The following is an 18,585-nucleotide window of genomic DNA, read 5'->3' on the forward strand; positions in this document are numbered from 1 at the left end:
AGTCCCACCATGACAGTATCGCCCCGCCCTACAACTCCTACGTTTGTTTTCAAACCTGTTGCAGGAAATACACCGCAACAGCCGCCGTATTCGCTGCACGAGACAACACGAATCCAGGCCGACGACGAACTGGCAAAAAGCCTCGGCCCTCACCCCTTCGCTCACCCCCACTCGGGCCCCGGCTCGTTGTTCAACGTCCCGCCGCGCTCGACGCTGGGATTATGGTTGACCCAATTGGACAAAGCCCTGCGCACGCCGGACTTTCAACGCTGGATGAAGGCCAACCATATTTCACCGTCCAACGTGCAGTTTCATCCCGAATTGGGCAGCCTGGACGTGTTCATCCACGGCAAACCCAAAACGTTCACGCTGGACGATGACTCCGACTTCGCGGCGGTGGCCGGGCCTTTGCTGCAAGCCGTAGAGGCCCTCGGATTCTGGCCGCCAGCCAGCGGCATGTTTCTCTACTACCCGCACAAACCTTACAACGTCGCGAGTGCCGATCATATTTTGCAGTTCTACGGCATCCAACAGGGCGACACCCAGGGGGTTGATGCGAGCGCACGCCTGCGACGTTTCCCAGCGATCCCCACCACCGACGAGCTGCGCGGTGACGCGGCACTGGCCGATCATCAACGCAGCCTGGATGACAGCACGACCTGGGTGGCGCCACCGCCACCTTCCCCGGCAGCCCGAGCCAAGGCTGACTACAAACAATTGCTTCGGGACACGTACAAGGCGCTGCCCCAGGTGCGCAACGAAGCCAAGCAGTGGGCCGAAGCGCTCATTTTCAAACTGACCGGACGCCAGGTGGATGCCGACACGATCTTCCTCAATCGCTTCAACCAGGCACAAAGCGCCAACACCCTGACCGGCTGGCAGCATCTGTCGGAGGAACCGAAAACCTCGCAAAGGCTGCCGGATGCCTTGCTGGGCAATTTCAACGAGCACGACGGGCTGCCGGGCGTGCTCGACGAGGAAGCCGGCTTGTACACCGCAGGCCCGGGGCAGAGCAAAAAAGGTGGTTACGGCGCGCACAACCAGTTTGCACTGACGCCTTCGCAACTGATGCACGAGAGCTGGAAAACCGACTTTCAGGCCCACATGACCGACAAGCTGGAGCGCTTCTGGCGTGAGCACGGCGACGATTACCGCACCGCGCTCAAGGGTGAGTTCGTCTACCAGGCACGCCAGCAGCTCATGGCCTACGAGCGCGCCTCTGCCGCCGAACGCGAGGCGATGCCGGCCGAACAGCGTTTTACTCAAGAGGATTACCGCCTGGTGATGGGCGCCGCCTCGAACCTGCCGCAGGATGAGCACCAGCCACTGACGGTCGAACAGCTCAAGGCGCAGGCGCCGGTGGAAGGCGTGGTCCTCACCCATGCGTTCGATATCAACGGCCGACGCGCCAGCGACATCCTGCGCTTTACCGCCGACGACGGGACCTACCGGCAATTGCGCGGACGTAAAGACGGCGTGCAAGTGCTGTATGTACCGGGGCAACAACCCGCCTTTTTACGCTTTGATTCCCTTGAGAACATGGACCAATGGGTCGCCGAACAAGGCAAGGATGCCCATAAGCGCAAGGCCCTGGAATCGCACTTCGCCCTCAAGGACCGGCAAGACGATGACCTCGGGTTCTGGAGCGACGTCAAGTCGTTCATCACTGGTGACGGCCAGTCGAACAAGGGCGTGGACACCGGCCTCGCCTACTTGGGCAACGGCAATTGGGACGCTATCGAAGGCGCCGTGATCGACAGCGCCAATGTGCGCATTTATGGCGACGTGTTCAGCGTCATCAAAGACGTCACCCGCAGTCGCATGAACAGCGACGCGGACGTGATGATCAAGTCCGACAAGGAGATTCTCATCGACACGGTGCTCAACGACGTCACTGCCGCCGCGAGGCTGCTGACCCAGTTTGCGGTGGCCGGTGAACCGATTGTCGTTGGCGCCGCGGCTGCCACCAGCCTTGCGCAAATTGCGCTGGGCACTGAAAAAGCGCTGTCGGGCGACACTCAGGCCGAGCGCAAGCAAGGCGCGTCGGCGGCATTGGACGGCGCGCTCAATACCTTGTTTACCCTAGGTGGCGGTGCAACGGAGGATCCGTTTGAGGTGCCGACAAACATCCCGTTGCGTCAGGAAGTGTTCGCCGACGGCACGCAAGGCCTGGTCACCGACCGGCCCTTGACGCCCACCGCATACACCCTGCCACGCAGCAATGGCTACGACCTGGTAGACGCAGGCAAGGTCTATCGTCACCTGGACGCCCACCCTGGGGAACTGATCGACCTGGAGTCGCTGGAGCACACCCGGCCGCTGGACAATTTCGCGCCCTTCTGCCCGGCGCCTTCGGCAGGCGGGCGCGTGCGCCGTGGGGTCAACGATGACTGCTTCGTCAAACTCATCGAAGCGTTGCCCAAACCCCAAGCGCAATCGCAAGCCCTGGAACATGTGCGGCTGTTCCCGTCGAAGGCCGGGCTCTTCAAGAAAGCCCGCACGGTCATCTACGAAAAGCGCCTGCACACCGTGATGGACACCGAGACCGGCGCCCAACTGGTTCCGGTCGCCAATGGCAAGCGCATCCTCTACAAACAGCACGTGCGCGGCAAGATCATCGCTGACCCTGGCTTCGGCTTCTTCGCCGGTGACTCAGGCAGTGCTCTCGCCAAGGACACGCGGGTGGTCAAGCTCAATCAAATCAGCACGATGAGCAATGACCAGCGCCAGGTCAGGGGGGTGGTCGTCCATCAAGGAGCGCAGCAATACCTGGTGGTGGAAGCAGACACCGCCGAGTTTTACTACGCGCCGCTGGGCAAGGCGGCCACCGGCGAACTCAGGTTCACCAAGTGCGGGCCTTTTCAATTGAACCTTGTGCAGGGTTACCGGCAGTTCCTGAGCGCTCATCATGCCGTGCAGGCCCTGGATGCCGATTTCATTGCGCTGCCCCCCCTCAAGCAGGCCTACAAGCAACTGGAGCGCGCAGGCTTTCACGAAACCGATATCGAACAATTGAAGACGCTCTGCAAGGACCTGAACCCTGAACAACAAAGGGAAGTGGCCTATCAACTGCAGCGAGCCAACGCCATCACCGCGCCGGATATCGCCCTGCGACCGCACCGCGTAGCGCCGCTGGACACCGCCGCCGATTTCGCCGATTGGCCAACGCAACGGCAGAACCGTTTTTACGCAGAACACGCCAAGGACAAGGTGAACCAAGCGCTCAAGGCAACAGGCCTGGGGCCAGGCAACCAGCTGCATTCACGCGCTGATGTCGCCAGGGCCGACGCAGCGGCAATGACCCTTGGATGGTTGCGGCGCACCGCCGACCTGCGCGCCTCGAACGCAGGCGACCTGATCATGAAGACCGGCGCGGGCAACTGTGGGGAAATGGCGCTGCTGTCCCAGGACATCATCAACAAGAGCGGCGGGACGGCTGCGCTGTGGAATGCCAGCGACGCCCACAGTTTCACCGTGGTCGGCGGGCCATCCGGGATGGCGAGCGCGACGGTGGACTTCTCTGAACCTGAGTGGGCCGACGCCTGGGTCGTGGACCCCTGGGCGGACATCGCGTGCCCCGCACCCGAATACACCCAACAATTGCAGGCAACCATGACCCGCTGGGACAAGGCCGGCTGGAAAATCCGTGAAGGCACGCAGCTCGACATGAGCCCGCTGGACGGGGACTGGATGGACAAACTGATCAAACGCCCCAAGCACCCACAGACCTGGCAGACCGAAGCCGACACCCCGCGGCCGGCCCGTATCAGCCCGAGACAAACGCCCGCCGCGACCGTGCAGGTCGCGATGGGCGAGTCGACAACGCTGAACTCAGGCAACAAGAACCTCTCCACCGGCAGCTTGACCGACTGCTCGGCGCTGGCGGTGCTCAGCGACTGGAACGGCAGCACCTACCAGACACGTACGCTCATGCACCTGACCGGCAGTAACCTGGAGTTGGGCTTGCGCGGCGGCAACACTCAAGCCCTGCTGGGCACCCTGCAGACGTCATTGAACAAAGGCGGTCGGGTCATACTGGTGGGCGGCGTGAACTCGGATTCGCTCCAAGGCATGGCGACCACCATCGGGCAAACCTTCAATGGCGGGCAACCCCTGAGGGAGTTGTTGCGCGAACGGCCTGGCGTCACGGTGACGCTGGCCAGTTCGCTGGGCGTCACGGTCAACGCCGACGGCACCTTTGAATTGATCGAAGACACCGGCAAGGGCGTGTTCACGCCCTCTACCGTGCGGCAGATCTTCGACCGCGTCGACTGATGACATGCCTGTGCGCAGTGAGCCAGGCTCGCCTGCTACAGCTTGGCGATGGACACTTCGGTGGACTTCACAAAGGCAATCACCTCACTGCCCACTTTCAATTCCAGGTCACGCACCGAGCGGGTGGTGATCACCGACGTCACGATGCCGGACGCGGTTTGCACGTCGATTTCGGACACCACTTCCCCCAGGAGAATCTCCTTGATGACGCCCTTGAACTGGTTGCGCACGTTGATTGCTTTAATGGTCATGTCGGCTTTCCTATTGGCTGTTGGGTCAATCCGCACGAATGCGCAGGCCCTCAAAATGCGTCATCGATGAAGATATTAAAAGGAATATATATCTCTTTATTTATTCTATTTAGATATATTAGTGTTGCTACGGCAACAGCCGACCAACACAGTGTTCGATTCTTCAATGTGCCCCTACGTGGGCATGTGCTTGTGTACGAGAGCTACTACGTCGCCAAGAGGAATCGCAGCACGTGGCACAGAGACTGCATATTCCGATGAGGCATGATGGAGCATGCCAATTCAGTTTTCTGAATATAAGAAAGAGCCTTCTCTCACCGCCTTGCCCGGAGCTGTTCCATGACCCCCCTCATCCGCCGTCTGCTGGGTGCCTGCGCCCTTGCTTTGAGCTTGCAACCCTTTGCCCATGCCAGCGACACCGATCCCGCTGAAGTCAATCTGGATTACGCCTATTACTCGCCCGTGAGCCTGGTGCTCAAACACTTCGGCTGGCTGGAGCAAGCGCTGCCAGGCACCAAGGTCGGCTGGGTGCTGAGCCAGGGTAGCAACCGCTCCCTGGAATACCTCAACAGCGGCGGCGTGGACTTTGCTTCATCGGCCAGTTTGTCCGCGGTGCTCAGTCGGGCCAATGGCAGCCCGATCAAATCGGTGTACGTCTACAGCCGCGCAGAGTGGACCGCCCTGGTGGTGCGCAAGGATTCGCCGCTCAACAGCGTCACGGACCTGAAGGGCAAGAAAATCGCCGCCACCAAAGGCACCGACCCGTACCTGTTCACCCTGCGCAGCCTGCAACAGGCCGGGCTGAAAAAGGGCGACGTGGAGTTGGTGCACCTGCAACACCCGGATGGACGCACCGCGCTGGAGAAAGGCGACGTGGACGCCTGGGCCGGCCTCGACCCGCACATGGCCGCCAGTGAAATCCAGGCCGGTTCGCGCCTGCTGTACCGCAACAAAGACTTCAACAGTTATGGCGTGGTCAGCGTCACCGAACAATTCGCCAAGGCGCATCCGCAGACCATCGCCAAAGTGCTGGGCGCTTATGAAAAAGCCAGGGACTGGGCGGTGAAGCACCCGGATGAGTTCGCCAGGTTGTTGGCCGACGAGTCCGGCCTGCCATTGGAAGTGGCCAAGCTGCAACTGTCGCGCACCGACCTGAGCACCCCGCTATTGAGCGCCAGGGATGTGCAAGCGTCAAAGGCGGCCGCACCGATCCTGGTGTCCGAAGAATTGGTACGTCGAGGAGTGAATGTCGACCAGGTGATCGAGCAATTGATCGACACCTCGTTCGGCCAAACCCTGGCCAAGCCGTAAGGGGAACCTGATGAGCAGCAAAGTCCAAGCACTGCCCCATGTCACACCGACTGCGCCGCACCGCAGCGCCTGGCCCAGACGCCTCAAGGGCCTGGTGCTGCCGGCTCTGATCCTGCTGGTGCTGGAAATCGCGGTGCGCGTGGGTTGGCTGCCGTCCTACCAGATGCCGGCGCCCAGCGAGATTGCCGTCACCTTGAGCGAACTGGCCGAAGGCGCGCTGTGGAAACACATCAGCGCCAGTCTGGGACGGGTACTGCTGGGCTTTGCCATCGGCGCCGGCCTGGCGTTGGTATTTGCCGCGTGGGTGGGCTTGAGCCGCGAGGCCGAGGCGTACCTGGAGCCAACCTTCGCCGGCTTGCGCTCGATTCCGAGCCTGGCCTGGGTGCCGCTGTTGCTGCTGTGGCTGGGTATCGATGAAACCTCAAAGATCGTGCTGATCGCCATTGGCGCGTTTTTCCCGGTGTACCTCAATGGCGTTGCGGCGATTCGCGATATCGACCGCAAACTGGTGGAGGTCGGGCAAATGTATGGTTTCAGCCGTCGGCGCCTGGTGCGACGCATCCTGTTGCCCGCCGCCCTGCCCGGCCTGTTCACCGGGCTGCGCAGTGGCTTGAGCCTGGCGTGGATGTTTCTGGTGGCGGCCGAGCTGATCGCGGCCACCAAGGGCTTGGGTTACCTGCTCAGCGACGGGCGCGAAACTTCACGGCCGGACATCGTGCTGGCGGCGATCATCGTGTTGGCGCTGTTGGGCAAGGTCACCGATGGCTTGCTGGCGGCGCTGGAGAAACGCTGCCTGGCCTGGCGTGACACCTTCACCGGGCAGGAGCAATGAGTATGCAGCCTTTACTGGACATCCATGTGACGCGTAAAAGCTTCGCCGACACCACCGTGCTCAAGGATGTGCGCCTGGCCTTGCAACCGCGCGAAGCCGTGAGCCTGCTGGGCCCCAGCGGCTGCGGCAAGAGCACCTTGCTGCGCATCGTCGCCGGCCTGGAAACCGAGTTCCAGGGTGAGTTGCGCAGCCCCGACGGCGAAGTGGCCTTTGTGTTTCAGGAACCCCGGCTGATGCCCTGGCTCACGGTGGAACAGAACATCGGTTTGAGCGATGACAGCCATTACGACAAGGTCTGGGTCAGGCAATTGATCGAGGAAGTCGGCCTCAAAGGCTTTGCCCAGGCGCTGCCTAAGGCGTTGTCCGGCGGCATGGCGCAACGGGTGGCCATCGCACGCGGCCTGTACTCACGTCCCCAGGTGCTGCTGCTGGATGAACCGTTCAGTGCGGTGGACGCGTTTACCCGCATGAAGCTACAGGACTTGCTGCTGCAACTGGCCGAGCACCATGCCATCGCGTTGCTGCTGGTGACCCATGACGTGGATGAAGCGCTGTACCTGAGCGACCGGGTGCTGGTGATGGACAACCGGCCGAGCAGCATTCGCCAGACGCTGGCGGTGGATTTGCCGCACCCACGGGATCGGCGCGACCCGCTGCTGGCCCGGCTCAAGGCATTGGCCTTGACCGAGCTGCAGCGTGCGCATGTGATCTAGATCACGCCAGTTTCTTGCGCAAGCTCACCCAATACCGCGTGCGTGCCTGCACTTCCAAGTCCAGTGTCGAGGCCAACAGGTCAAGAACGCGGTCGGTGTCATCCAGGCGAAAACTGCCGGTGACCCGCAAGGTTTCAAGACCAGGCTCCCAGCGCAGCACGCCGGGGCGATAGCGGGCAAGCTCGCGCAGAAAATCTCCCAGCGGTTGGTTCTGTGCAGTCAGCACTCCGTCACGCCAACCCAGTTGCAGTACATCGAACGGCACCCAGGCACCGAGTCCACTGGCCTTGAGCGGCGCTTGCTGGCCGCCCTGCAAGGTCGAGCTGTTGCCACTCAAATCCTGTACCTGCACGGCCCCCTTGAGCACCGACACCAGGCAGCCCGCCGCCAGTTGGCGCACGCACACCTGCGCCTGGCTGACCCGCAGCTGGCCATAGCGGGTGCGCAGTGTCATCGCCGCCGCGCCGGCGACATTCAGCGCCAGTTCGCCCTCGACCAGGGTGATACGCCGCTGCGCCATATCCACGTCCACGGCCGTGGCGGTATTGAGTTGCAGGCTGGCGCCGTCGGCCAGTGGCAGGCGCTTGCGCTCGCCGGTGGCGGTGTGCAGGTCGGCGCGCCAGGTGTCGATGGGCAATTGGCGGCTGATCAACCAGGCCGTCGGCAGCAAGGCGGCAACCCCCAACGCCCGCTTGAGCACGGCCCGTCGCCCCGGTTGCGGGCGGTCGAGGCTGGCCATCGCCAGTGCTTGGGGTAACTCGTTGAAACGCTGGCGCAGGGATTGGGCCCTTTGCCAGGTGTGCTCATGCTGCGGATGGCTGTCGCGCCAGTGCTGCAACGCCGCGTGATCACGCTCGGTGGCGGCGCCGGATTCCAGCAGCGCCAGCCATTGCGCGGCGGCGCGCGCAACGTCGCGGCTCACAGCTGCACCCGCAAACAGTGCTCATAGGCCTGGGCCATGTAGCGCTTGACTGTGCGCTCGGACACCTCAAGGCGTTCGGCAATCTCGCGATACCCCAGGCCTTCCAGTTGGCTCCACAAAAACGCTCGGCGCACCAACACCGGCAAACCATCGAGCAACTCATCCAGCGCTTGCAGGGTCTCGAGCACCAGCCAACGCTGTTCGGGGGACGGCACACAGGCTTCGGGCAACTGGGTCAAGGCGTTCAGGTAAGCCTGTTCCAGGCTGCGCCGTTGATGGAAATTGACCAGCAGGCGCTTGCCCACCGTCACGAGATAAGCCCGCGGCTCCTGTACCTGCGCGATCGGCTGGGCACTGGCCAGGACGCGCAGGAACGTGTCCTGGCTCAGGTCCGCTGCATCCCAGGCGTTGCCCAGCCGCCGGCGCAGCCAGCTTTCGAGCCAACTGCGGTGGTCACGGTACAGACTCGATAGCGTCAGTTCAGGGGCGTGCGTCGGGACAACAGCATCATTCATGGCAAGCAACCTGCGCGGCGCGAGTGAGTCTCAAATGAGATTCATTCTATTTAATATCGTGCCGTTGCACCATGCTCTTTTCAACGCTGCGTTTATCAGGAGGTCTCAGCGTCAAACACCTGCCCACGTCCCACAACACTGGCCGGAACCAATACCGCTCCCGGCGCGAGCACCGCATTGGCACCAATCCGGCACTGATCGCCCAGTAACGCGCCGAACTTGTCGCACCCCGTGCGTTGCAACTGCCCGCCCACCCGCACCAGCACTTCCTTGTCCACACGCTCGTTACGGTAGTTGGCAACGATGCTGCCGGCCTCCAGGTTGATGCCATGGCCGAGCACTGAATCACCGACAAAATTGAAGTGCGCCAGTTTGCTGCCACTGAACATAAAGGTGGTTTTCAACTCGGCACCCGGACCGATAATGCAGTGCGCATCCACCCAGCAACCGCCGCGCAACAGTGCACCGCTGGCAATAAAACACCGGGCGCCGATGATCAGGGGCGGCTTGAGCAAGGCCCCCGCCTCGACGATGGCGCTGTGGTGGATGGCGATTTCATCCTGGATGACGTACTCGTCGGCCGGCAGTTCGGTCAGCAATTGGCGAACGATGGCAGGCGCCTGCGTGACCAGCGCCCAGGGCGCCAGGTCGCCCCAAGGCCGCAAGGGGGATTGGTCGATACTGGCGATGTAGTCGGTGAGTCGGATCAATGCTGAACCCTCGAACACACAGAGAAGTTCGAAACGCTAGCATGATCAAACGCGCATGAGTACCCTGTCTCGCCGCGGCGCTCAGAGGCCGCGCTTGCGCAACCACTGCAGGAAGCCTTTCTTGACCGGCGCGACCGGCGCCTCCTGGGTCAGGGCCTGCGCGGCGTGCAGGCGGAAATCCAGCAGGTTTTTCATCGCATCGCCGATGTCTTTACGCGCGTCCAGGCACGGTGTCAGGTATTCCTTCTCGATGCGGTACAGCGTGCAGAACGTCTTGGCGGTAAAGTCCGCCAGGGTCGCCTGCTCCGTCAGAATCCCCGCCTCGCCGATCACCTCGCCCGGCCCCATGCGCCCGGCTTCGAATGCGTGCCCGCCTTTGATCAGCATCACCGAGACCACACCGGACTCAACGATAAACAAGTGATCGCTGACCTCGCCCGCCGGCAGGATCATCTCGCCGGCACGGTAGGAGTGCAGGGTCATGTTCTGGCTGAAGGTTTCCTTCTCTTCCTGGCGCAGGGTGGAGAAGATCGACGAGCTGTCCAGCAGCGCCCGTGCCCGTGAAGTCGCTACCGGTGTGGCGCTTTCGACCGCCGACAACAGGCTCACGCCCGCCGCTTGCAGATGCCGGAAGGCCAGGTCATACAGCTGGTTGCGCACTTCGCGCTTGAGCGGCATGGCGGGCACGAACCCACTGATTTCATATTCCACGCCGCCACTGGCTGATGTCTTGAATGCCACGCTCGGCGCCGGTTTGGCCAATAACGGTCGGCACCCCTGCATGGCGCGCTCCAGGGCTTCGATCACGGTTTGCGGGCGCGCATGGGGGCTGACCTGCAGGCTCACCGACAGGCCGAACATATCCGCCGGGCGCGAAAAGTTGATGATCTTGGCCTTGGCCGCCAGGGAATTGGGGATCACCGCCATGCTGCCCTGGGAGGTCTGCAGGCGCGTGGCGCGCCAATCGATATCGGTGACCCGACCTTCGGTGCCGTCGATGGAGATCCAGTCATCGAGCTGATAAGGCTTGGTGGTGTTGAGCACGATCCCGGAAAACACGTCGCTCAGGGTGCTTTGCAACGCCAGGCCGACGATGATCGCCACCGCGCCCGATGTGGCAAGCACCCCCTTGACCGGCAGGTCGAGCACATAGGCCAGCGCGGCGATGATCGCAATCAGGAAAATCACCGCACCGATCAGGTCCTGCAGCAGCCGCCCGGTGTGCCCCACTCGCTGCACCATCAGTGCGCCAAGCAACACCGTGAGCGTGCGCGCCGCAAACAGCCACCAACCGATCTGCAGCGCGGTCGCCGCCATGTGCAGGGCGGTATTGTCGGCATAGGGCGGCACCAGCATGGGGTTCATGCCGTCGTTGAACAGCACGGCGCTGAACACCGCAAAGATCACCAGGCGTGCGGCGAGTTTCCAGTTGGCGAGCGTGGGGGAAATGAGGCGCCACACAGCGATGTCGATGAGGACCAGCGCCAGGGCGCAGAGCATCGGGTGATCGGAGATAAATGAGGGCATCCAGGCGGCTCCAGAGCGAATGGCGGTGAAGATCGCATGAAATGAAGCTGTCGGGTATAGCGCAGAACAAAATATAGGCGCGGCGGTGCGACGATTCGACTTGCTCGCGAGATAGGCAATCCGTAGCAGCTGCCGAGCCTCGCCAAGGCTCGGCAGCTGCTACACGCAAGGCGTTCGCGAGCAAACCCACGATTGATATGGCGAGTCTTCTTAACTGTGCATCCGCCCGAACTTGCCCGACTGGAAATCCGCAAACGCCTGGTGAATTTCCTGTTCGGTATTCATCACGAACGGCCCATGCCCGACGATAGGTTCGTCAATCGGCTCGCCGCTGAGCAGCAGCACCATGGCGTCATCCTTGGACTCCAGCATCAGTTGCGTGCCGTCACGCTCGAACAATGCCAGTTGCCCCTGGCGTGCCACTTCTTCGCCGTTGACCATCACAGTGCCGCGCAGGATCACCAGGGCGGTGTTGCGCCCGGCGTGCAGGTCCAGCGTGACAGGCTTGTCGGCGTTGAGGCGCATGTCCCACACGTCGATTGGCGTGAAAGTGCGCGCGGGTCCTTTGACCCCGGCGAATTCCCCGGCGATCAAGCGCAGGCTCCCGGCGCCATTGGCCAGCGCCAGCACAGGAATATCACCGTCGACAATCGTCTGGTAGCCGGCCTCGGCCATTTTGTCCTTGGCCGGCAGATTGACCCACAGTTGCACCATCTCCAATGCGCCGCCTTTACGCGCGAAGTCTGCGGAGTGGAATTCTTCGTGGAGAATGCCTTTGGCGGCCGTCATCCATTGCACATCGCCAGGGCCGATCGTGCCGCCGGCGCCGGTGGAATCGCGGTGCTCGACTTCACCGTCGTAGACGATGGTCACGGTTTCAAACCCTCGATGGGGGTGCTGGCCGACGCCGCGGCGTTGGTCGGTCGGAGTGAAATTGGCCGGACCGGCGTGGTCCAGCAGCAAGAAGGGGCTGATGTGCTTGCCCAGGTTGTCGTAGGAAAACAGCGTGCGCACCGGAAAGCCGTCGCCTACCCAATGAGCGCGGGGGCTGGTGTAGATGCCGATGAGTTTTTTCATGGTAGTCCTCCAAAGTGCATATACCTTATAGACGACACCAATTTGGCGCTAGACGGCACAAACAGCCTTGACTGTCCCACTCATGGAACGAACTACCCGTTTATCCCACCACTGAGGCCAGCGCCCCGCGCCGTTCACGCAACAACTGGAACGCAACGAAGGCCATCACCGCAAACCCGGCCTGGATCATGATCATCGGCGTGGCACTGCCGTCGCGCAGGTGGCTCAACAACAGCCCGCTGCAGGTGGCGCCGAACATCTGCGCAAAGCCCATCAAGCCCGCCGCCAAGCCGGCGCGGTGCGCGTTGGGCATGACCGCACCGGTCACTGAACCTGGCAACACCAACCCACCGCCGAGCGTCGCCACGGCAATCGGGATATCCAGCCCCAGCACCGACAGGCCGAACACCCCGTAGATCAGCGCCGCCGACACGCCCCCCAGCGCCACCAATGTCACGCCCATTGCCACAATCCGCTGCGGCCCCAGGCGCATGATGTTGCGCCGCGTGTAGGTGGACCCCACGATCAACATCGACACGATCAAGCCAAAGTTGATGCCGTATTCCAGGCTATTGAAGCCCAACAGGTTGATAAACACCGCCGATGACCCGGCGATCACCGCAAACATCGCGCCGTAGGTGCACGCCAGGGCTACAGCGAACGCGCGGTATGGGCGGCCCTTGAGCACATCCAGATACTGCCCGCCCAGGGTGCGCCAGTGGCCGGCCTTGGGGTCCGGGTAGTGATTGCTTTCTCGAAAAAACAACAGCGCCAGCAGCAACACCGCGCTACCGATCGCCAGCCCAAGCATGATCGGCGCGCGCCATCCCACCAGCTTGATCAACAGGCCGCCGACCATTGGCGCGACGACGATGGCATACAGCATGCCGATCATGGTCAACGCCAGGGCCGGCCCCGCTTCGGCCTTCCACACATCGCGCACCACCGTGCGCGCCAACACCAGCGCCGCGCAGGCGCCCAGGCCTTGCAGCACGCGGGCCGCAATGAACTGATGAATATCGTTGACCAGCAGCATCGACAGGGTTGCCAACACATACAGCACCAACCCGCCGAGCAATACCGGACGGCGACCGATGCGGTCCGACAGCGGCCCGAACAACAACTGACCCAGGCCAAAGGCCGCGACAAACGCCGACAACGCCATCAGCGCCGAACCCGGCGGCGACACCAGCGCCTGCTCGATGGCGCCAAGACCGGGGATGATCAATTGGGTCGAGACTTCACCGAGCGCCGTCAGGGCCACCAACAAAAACAGCAGGTTTCGCGAGGGCGCCGGGGCGTTAGACATGGGGATCATCCGGGGGCTGGATTAATTTATATTTCGACCATAATATGCGTAAAAAATTATGTCCATAATTTTTTGCCCAATGTTTACCCCGGAGTCCGCCATGCCCACTCTTCCTCTGCGTCTTCTCACGCCCCTGGCCTTACTGACCATTCTCAGCGGCTGTAACAGCAAGGCCGATACCGCCGCCCAAGCGTCGCAGCCGCGCCCGGTACTTGCCGCCCATGTTCAAGCGGCCGGTAGCCAGCAAAGTGCCTACACCGGGGTGGTCGCGGCCCGTACCGAAAGCGACCTGGGTTTCCGCGTCAGCGGTAAGGTCATCGAACGCAAGGTCGATCCCGGCCAACATGTGTCCCGGGGCGACACCCTGCTGGTGCTGGACATCGGCGACTTCGAACTGGCCCTGCGCTCGGCCAGGAACCGCGTCAACGCCGCCCAGGCCCAACTGCGTCAACGCCGCGACGATGAAAACCGCTACCAGCGCCTGGCCAGTACTGGCGCCGTATCGAGGCAGATCTTCGACCAGTCAGCGACCAACCTGCGCGTCGCCGAAGCGGAACTGGCCGCGGCGCAATCGGACGCCAGCCAGATCGAAAACCGCCGCACTTACTCAGTGCTCAAGGCTGATGGCGACGGCATCATCACCGATGTGCGGGTGGATCGCGGCCAAGTGGTCGCCGAAGGGCAAATCGTCGCGCGGCTGGCCCATGACGGTGCTCGCGAGGCCATCGTCAACCTGCCGGAAAACCAACGCGACCGCGCCTCGCAAAAAGCCCTGGCGTTCCCCTTCGGCGGCGCCGATCAGGCGGTCAGCGCGACGCTGCGCGAGTTGTCCGCCAGTGCCGACCCGATCACCCGCACTTACCGCGCGCGCTATGTGTTGCACGGCGACGTTGCGCGGTTTGCCCTCGGTTCAACCATCACCGTACGCCTGCAAGGCGACGGCCAGGCCCAACAGACCAGCGTGCCCATCGGGGCCTTGCATGACGCGGGGCAAGGCACCGGTGTCTGGCTGATCGGTGCCGACAATAAGGTCAGCTTCGCACCGGTCAAGGTCGCCAGCCTCGGCCAGGAAGACGCCCTGCTCGACAGCGGCGTGAGCCCCGGCGCGACCGTGGTCGCCCTCGGCGCGCATTTGCTGCACAACGGTGATGCGGTGCGCCTGCTGCCCGCCCAGGCACTGGCCCTCAACCGCAAACAGGACCAATGATCATGCGCGGCATCAACCTCTCTGAACTGGCGGTCAAGCACCGCGCGGTCACCTTGTTTTTGATCATTGCGATCATCGCCGCCGGGATTTTCGCGTTCGGCAAACTGGGGCGCGCTGAAGACCCGTCCTTCACCGTCAAGGTGATGACCGTCACCGCCGCCTGGCCCGGCGCTACCGCCCAGGAAATGCAGGAACAAGTGGCTGATCGCCTGGAAAAACGCCTGCAGGAACTGGACTACTACGACCGTGTCGAGACCATCGCCCAGCCGGGTTTTGTGTCGATGCGCATGACCTTCAAGGAGTCCACGCGCCCCGGCGAGATCCAGGACCTGTTCTACCAGACCCGCAAAAAGCTCAGTGATGAAGCGGCGCGACTGCCCAGGGGCGTGATCGGGCCATTCTTCAACGATGAATATTCGGACGTGTACTTCGCGCTGTATGCCCTGGAAGCCGAACACCTGCCCCATCGCCAACAAGTGCAAATGGCCGAGGACTTGCGCCAGGGCCTGCTCAACCTGCCGGGGGTGAAGAAGGTCAATATCCTCGGTGAACAGGCGCAGCGCATCTTCGTCGAGTTCTCCTACGAGCGCCTGGCAACCCTGGGCATCAAGCCCGACCAGATCTTCGCCGCCCTCACCGCGCAGAATGCGGTGGCGCCGTCGGGCTTTGTGGAAACCGCTGGTGCCCGTGCGTATATCCGTATCGATGGGGCCTTCGACAGCCTCGCGCTGATAGAAAACGTGCCGCTGGTCGTCAACGGCCGCGTGCTGCGCATCGCCGACGTGGCCAGCGTCAGCCGTGGCTATGAAGACCCGCCCAGCTACCGCATCCGCCACCAGGGCGACCCGGCGCTGATGCTCGGCGTGATCATGGAGAAACACTGGAACGGCCTGGAGCTGGACAAAAGCCTCAAGGCCGAGGAAGCCAGGATCCAGGCCGACCTGCCCTTGGGCGTGAACTTCGCCAAAGTCTCCGACCAGGCCAAGAACATCAGCCTGGCGGTGAATGAATTCATGCTCAAATTCTTCGTCGCCCTGGCGGTGGTGATGCTCATCAGCCTGTTGGCCCTGGGCTTTCGCGTGGGGCTGGTGGTGGCGGCTGCGGTGCCGCTGACCTTGTCCATCGTGTTTGTGATCATGCTGATGACCGGCCGCGAGTTCGACCGCATCACCCTCGGCGCGCTGATCATTTCCCTGGGTTTGCTGGTGGACGACGCGATCATCGCCATTGAGATGATGGTGGTGAAACTCGAAGAAGGTTTCGACCGGATTCACGCCGCCACCTTCGCCTGGAGTTCCACCGCCGCGCCGATGCTGACCGGTACGCTGGTGACGATCATCGGCTTTCTGCCAGTGGGTTTTGCACGGTCGGGCGCCGGGGAATATGCGGGGAATATCTTCTGGATCGTCGGCTTTGCACTGATCTCATCCTGGCTGGTGGCCGTGGTGTTCACACCGTATCTGGGCGTGAAATTACTGCCGCAGATCAAACCGGTGCCCGGTGGCCACGACGCGATCTACGCCGGGCGTTACTACCAAAAACTACGCGGCCTGGTAGAGGCCTGCGTGCGCCAACGCTGGCTGGTGACCGGCCTGGTGGTGGCGGCATTTGTGTTGTGCGGGCTGGGCATGGGCGTGGTGAAAAAGCAGTTCTTCCCCAACTCCGACCGTTCCGAACTGATCCTTGAGGTGTACATGCCACCCGGCAGCGCCTTCAAAAGCACCGAGGCGGTGGCCGCGCAGCTGGAGAAAGCCCTGCTGCAGGAGCCGCAAACCTCGATGGTCGATACCTATGTCGGCGGCGGTGCTCCGCGCTTTTTCCTGTCGCTGAACCCCGAACTGCCCGACCCCGCCTTCGCCAAACTGATCGTGCAAACCCCCGATTCCCACGCCCGCGACGCCCTTAAGCTGCGCATGCGCGAGCGTATCGCCGCCGGTGAATTTCCGGCGGCACGGGTGCGTGTGACGCAATTGCTGTTCGGCCCGCCGGTGCCGTTCCCGGTGGTATTCCGTGTGTCCGGCCCGAATGTGGAGGTGTTGCGCGGCCTGTCCGAAGAGGTGCGCAAAGTGGTCGCCGCCAACACACTGACCAAGGATGCCTTCCTCGACTGGGGCGAGCGCACCAGCGGCTATCGCCTGGTGCTGGACCAGGACCGCCTGCGTCTGCTCGGATTCACGCCCGACGAGGTCAAGTCCCAGCTCAACGCCTTGCTCAGCGGCAACCCCATCACCGAAGTGCGCGAAGGCAACCGCACCGTCTCCGTGGTCGCCCGCGCCCAGGGCAGCCAACGCGAGAACCTCGGCAACCTCAATAACATGACCCTGACCAACAGCGCCGGCACTTCCGTACCGCTGGCCCAGGTCGGGCATTTCCAGGCGGTAATGGAAGAACCGATCCTCAAGCGCCGCAACCGCGCGAGCACCGTGGAAGTACGCGCCGATATCATCGACGGCGTGCAACCGCCCGACGTGGAAATGGCCGTGTACAAAGACCTGCAACCCCTGATCGCCACACTACCCGCCGGCTACCAGATCGACATCGGCGGCCCGGTGGAAGAAAGCGCCAAGGCCAACGTGGCCCTGGCGGCGCTGTTCCCGATCATGATCCTGCTGACCCTCACGGTGATCATGTTCCAGGTACGCTCCTTCGGTGTGATGTTCATGGTCTTCGCCACCGCGCCACTGGGCTTGATCGGCGCGGTGCCGACCTTGTTGCTGTTCAACCAGCCGTTCGGATTCAACGCGATCCTGGGGTTGATCGGTATCGGCGGCATTCTGATGCGTAACACGCTGATTTTTACCGACCAGATCCGCCAGAACCAGGACCTCGGCATGGCGATCCGCGAGGCCATCATTGAAGCCACGGTACGGCGTGCGCGGCCGGTGGTCTTGACCGCGCTGGCGGCGGCGTTGGCGTTTATCCCGTTGACGTTGTCGGTGTTCTGGTCGTCGCTCGCGTTCGTGCTGATTGGCGGCGTGCTGGTGGGCACGGTGTTGACGCTATTGTTCCTGCCGGCGCTGTGCAGTCTGGTGCTGGGGCGGGAGAAGACAAAGGTTGTCGAAACGTCCCACGTAAGCGCCGGATAAGCTCTACTCCCCTGCCCTGAAAACCTCTGCAAAGTCCCTCGCCTGAATACACAGTGCGAGGGAGTGCAGATGGTTTGTTTCGTGATGGCCCTGGTTGATGGGGTCGTGTCTTGATTCCGGTCATAGGCAAGTTTGTCCTGTCTCCCATGAACGCCAAGGCGCCGGACGTCGAAGGCGTCTTGCGTGATTTCCGGGTGTGCCTCAATACCTTTGATGACTGGGCCGAAAGCTTCTGGAGTGGCTCGACGCTTGAGGTGGAGCAGGTCTTCAAAGTCGGCGAAGAAGTTGCGTTGATCGCGCCGGTTTCTTCCAGAAAACCCAGCGCTGTCGTCGCCAAATGTGATGCCCAGGGGACGATGACCTTGGTGCACATGTTCGAAAGCACCCGTTTCGTGCCTATCGGCAATACGCCGGTGATGCTGCAAGCGATTGCTTCCAATGGCAGCCCTGTAGGTGCGCCGATTCATCGAACCATCGACTCCAGCGGCATTCTTGAAATCCAGGAATGTACCCGCGACCAGAAATACCAAATCACTTTTTATCCCAACGTTTCCAAGGATCACGTCAAGGCGCTGTATGCGTCTTATCAGTCGGTGATCGCGGGGCTGGAAACGGGCCTGCGTGATGAATGGGCCAAGACCTTCAAACCCCAGTGGGACGAGTTTGCCAAGGCCATATCCTGGGAGCGCAGCGCGATGCAGGGCGTGGCGTTTTCAAGCGGGTTGGCCAAGGCGCTGTACAACCTGTGGGATAACGTCACGCAGCTGTATGACCTGCTATCGGATCTCAAGGCCAACAGCGAAAAGTTGTTGGCGTACATCTCCCAGGCCGAACTCGATGAGCTGCTGGC

The 18,585-nt window shown here is 62.3% G+C and carries 13 protein-coding genes and 1 pseudogene; 7 read left to right on the top strand and 7 right to left on the bottom strand.

The genetic code is table 11. From position 1 onward, the window contains the following. The first annotated feature begins 9 nt into the window (after positions 1-9). The gene (locus tag V6M90_RS18710; RefSeq protein ID WP_332846930.1) at positions 10-4,275 is read left to right on the top strand and encodes a dermonecrotic toxin domain-containing protein; all 4,266 of its coding nucleotides are present in this window, start codon (positions 10-12) and stop codon (positions 4,273-4,275) included. Positions 4,276-4,310: 35 nt separating this feature from the next. Here V6M90_RS18710 and V6M90_RS18715 read toward each other — a convergent pair whose 3' ends face one another. Next, a complete protein-coding gene (locus V6M90_RS18715) occupies positions 4,311-4,526 on the bottom strand; it encodes a TOBE domain-containing protein (RefSeq protein ID WP_003173733.1) in 216 nt (71 codons plus the stop codon). Between the two features lie 339 nt (positions 4,527-4,865). On the opposite strand from V6M90_RS18715, the gene V6M90_RS18720 reads away from it, so the two are divergent. From V6M90_RS18720 to V6M90_RS18730, 3 genes are read left to right on the top strand one after another with little or no spacing between them, the layout of a single operon-like run. Then, positions 4,866-5,837, top strand: coding sequence for an aliphatic sulfonate ABC transporter substrate-binding protein (locus V6M90_RS18720; RefSeq protein WP_332846931.1), 972 nt, complete (start codon positions 4,866-4,868; stop codon positions 5,835-5,837). Positions 5,838-5,847: 10 nt separating this feature from the next. Next, positions 5,848-6,669, top strand: a complete 822-nt coding sequence (locus V6M90_RS18725) for an ABC transporter permease (RefSeq protein ID WP_003173731.1) — start codon at positions 5,848-5,850, stop codon at positions 6,667-6,669. Next, complete coding sequence (locus tag V6M90_RS18730) at positions 6,666-7,382, top strand: ABC transporter ATP-binding protein (protein ID WP_042944630.1); 717 nt, start codon at positions 6,666-6,668, stop codon at positions 7,380-7,382. The genes V6M90_RS18725 and V6M90_RS18730 overlap by 4 nt, the downstream gene beginning before the upstream one ends. Before the next feature lies 1 nt (position 7,383). Here the strand turns inward: V6M90_RS18730 and V6M90_RS18735 are convergent, their stop codons facing one another. From V6M90_RS18735 to V6M90_RS18760, 6 genes are all read right to left on the bottom strand, one after another. Next, positions 7,384-8,304, bottom strand: coding sequence for a FecR domain-containing protein (locus V6M90_RS18735; protein WP_003173729.1), 921 nt, complete (start codon positions 8,302-8,304; stop codon positions 7,384-7,386). Continuing rightward, positions 8,301-8,819, bottom strand: coding sequence for a sigma-70 family RNA polymerase sigma factor (locus V6M90_RS18740; RefSeq protein ID WP_003173728.1), 519 nt, complete (start codon positions 8,817-8,819; stop codon positions 8,301-8,303). The genes V6M90_RS18735 and V6M90_RS18740 overlap by 4 nt, the downstream gene beginning before the upstream one ends. Before the next feature lie 95 nt (positions 8,820-8,914). Next, positions 8,915-9,529 carry an LbetaH domain-containing protein gene (locus V6M90_RS18745; RefSeq protein WP_332846932.1) on the bottom strand — a complete coding sequence of 205 codons (615 nt, stop codon included), beginning with the start codon at positions 9,527-9,529 and terminating at the stop codon, positions 8,915-8,917. Between the two features lie 81 nt (positions 9,530-9,610). Continuing rightward, complete coding sequence (locus tag V6M90_RS18750) at positions 9,611-11,056, bottom strand: mechanosensitive ion channel family protein (RefSeq protein WP_003173726.1); 1,446 nt, start codon at positions 11,054-11,056, stop codon at positions 9,611-9,613. 210 nt (positions 11,057-11,266) lie between these two features. Continuing rightward, the gene (locus tag V6M90_RS18755; protein WP_332846933.1) at positions 11,267-12,133 is read right to left on the bottom strand and encodes a pirin family protein; all 867 of its coding nucleotides are present in this window, start codon (positions 12,131-12,133) and stop codon (positions 11,267-11,269) included. Between the two features lie 100 nt (positions 12,134-12,233). Then, positions 12,234-13,442 carry a Bcr/CflA family efflux MFS transporter gene (locus tag V6M90_RS18760; RefSeq protein ID WP_332846934.1) on the bottom strand — a complete coding sequence of 403 codons (1,209 nt, stop codon included), beginning with the start codon at positions 13,440-13,442 and terminating at the stop codon, positions 12,234-12,236. A gap of 100 nt (positions 13,443-13,542) precedes the next feature. Between V6M90_RS18760 and V6M90_RS18765 the strand changes: the two genes are divergently transcribed. From V6M90_RS18765 to V6M90_RS18775, 3 genes and pseudogenes are all read left to right on the top strand, one after another. Then, positions 13,543-14,649 (top strand): efflux RND transporter periplasmic adaptor subunit, encoded by a 1,107-nt coding sequence (locus tag V6M90_RS18765; protein ID WP_003173723.1) that lies wholly within the window; start codon positions 13,543-13,545, stop codon positions 14,647-14,649. A 2-nt stretch (positions 14,650-14,651) separates the two neighbouring features. Beyond that, positions 14,652-17,735 (top strand): efflux RND transporter permease subunit, encoded by a 3,084-nt coding sequence (locus V6M90_RS18770; RefSeq protein ID WP_332846935.1) that lies wholly within the window; start codon positions 14,652-14,654, stop codon positions 17,733-17,735. Positions 17,736-17,845: 110 nt separating this feature from the next. Then, positions 17,846-18,585: pseudogene (locus tag V6M90_RS18775) on the top strand (type IV secretion protein Rhs); the annotation flags it as partial.

The sequence above is a fragment of the Pseudomonas lactucae genome (assembly GCF_036688725.1).
Classification (GTDB): domain Bacteria; phylum Pseudomonadota; class Gammaproteobacteria; order Pseudomonadales; family Pseudomonadaceae; genus Aquipseudomonas; species Aquipseudomonas lactucae.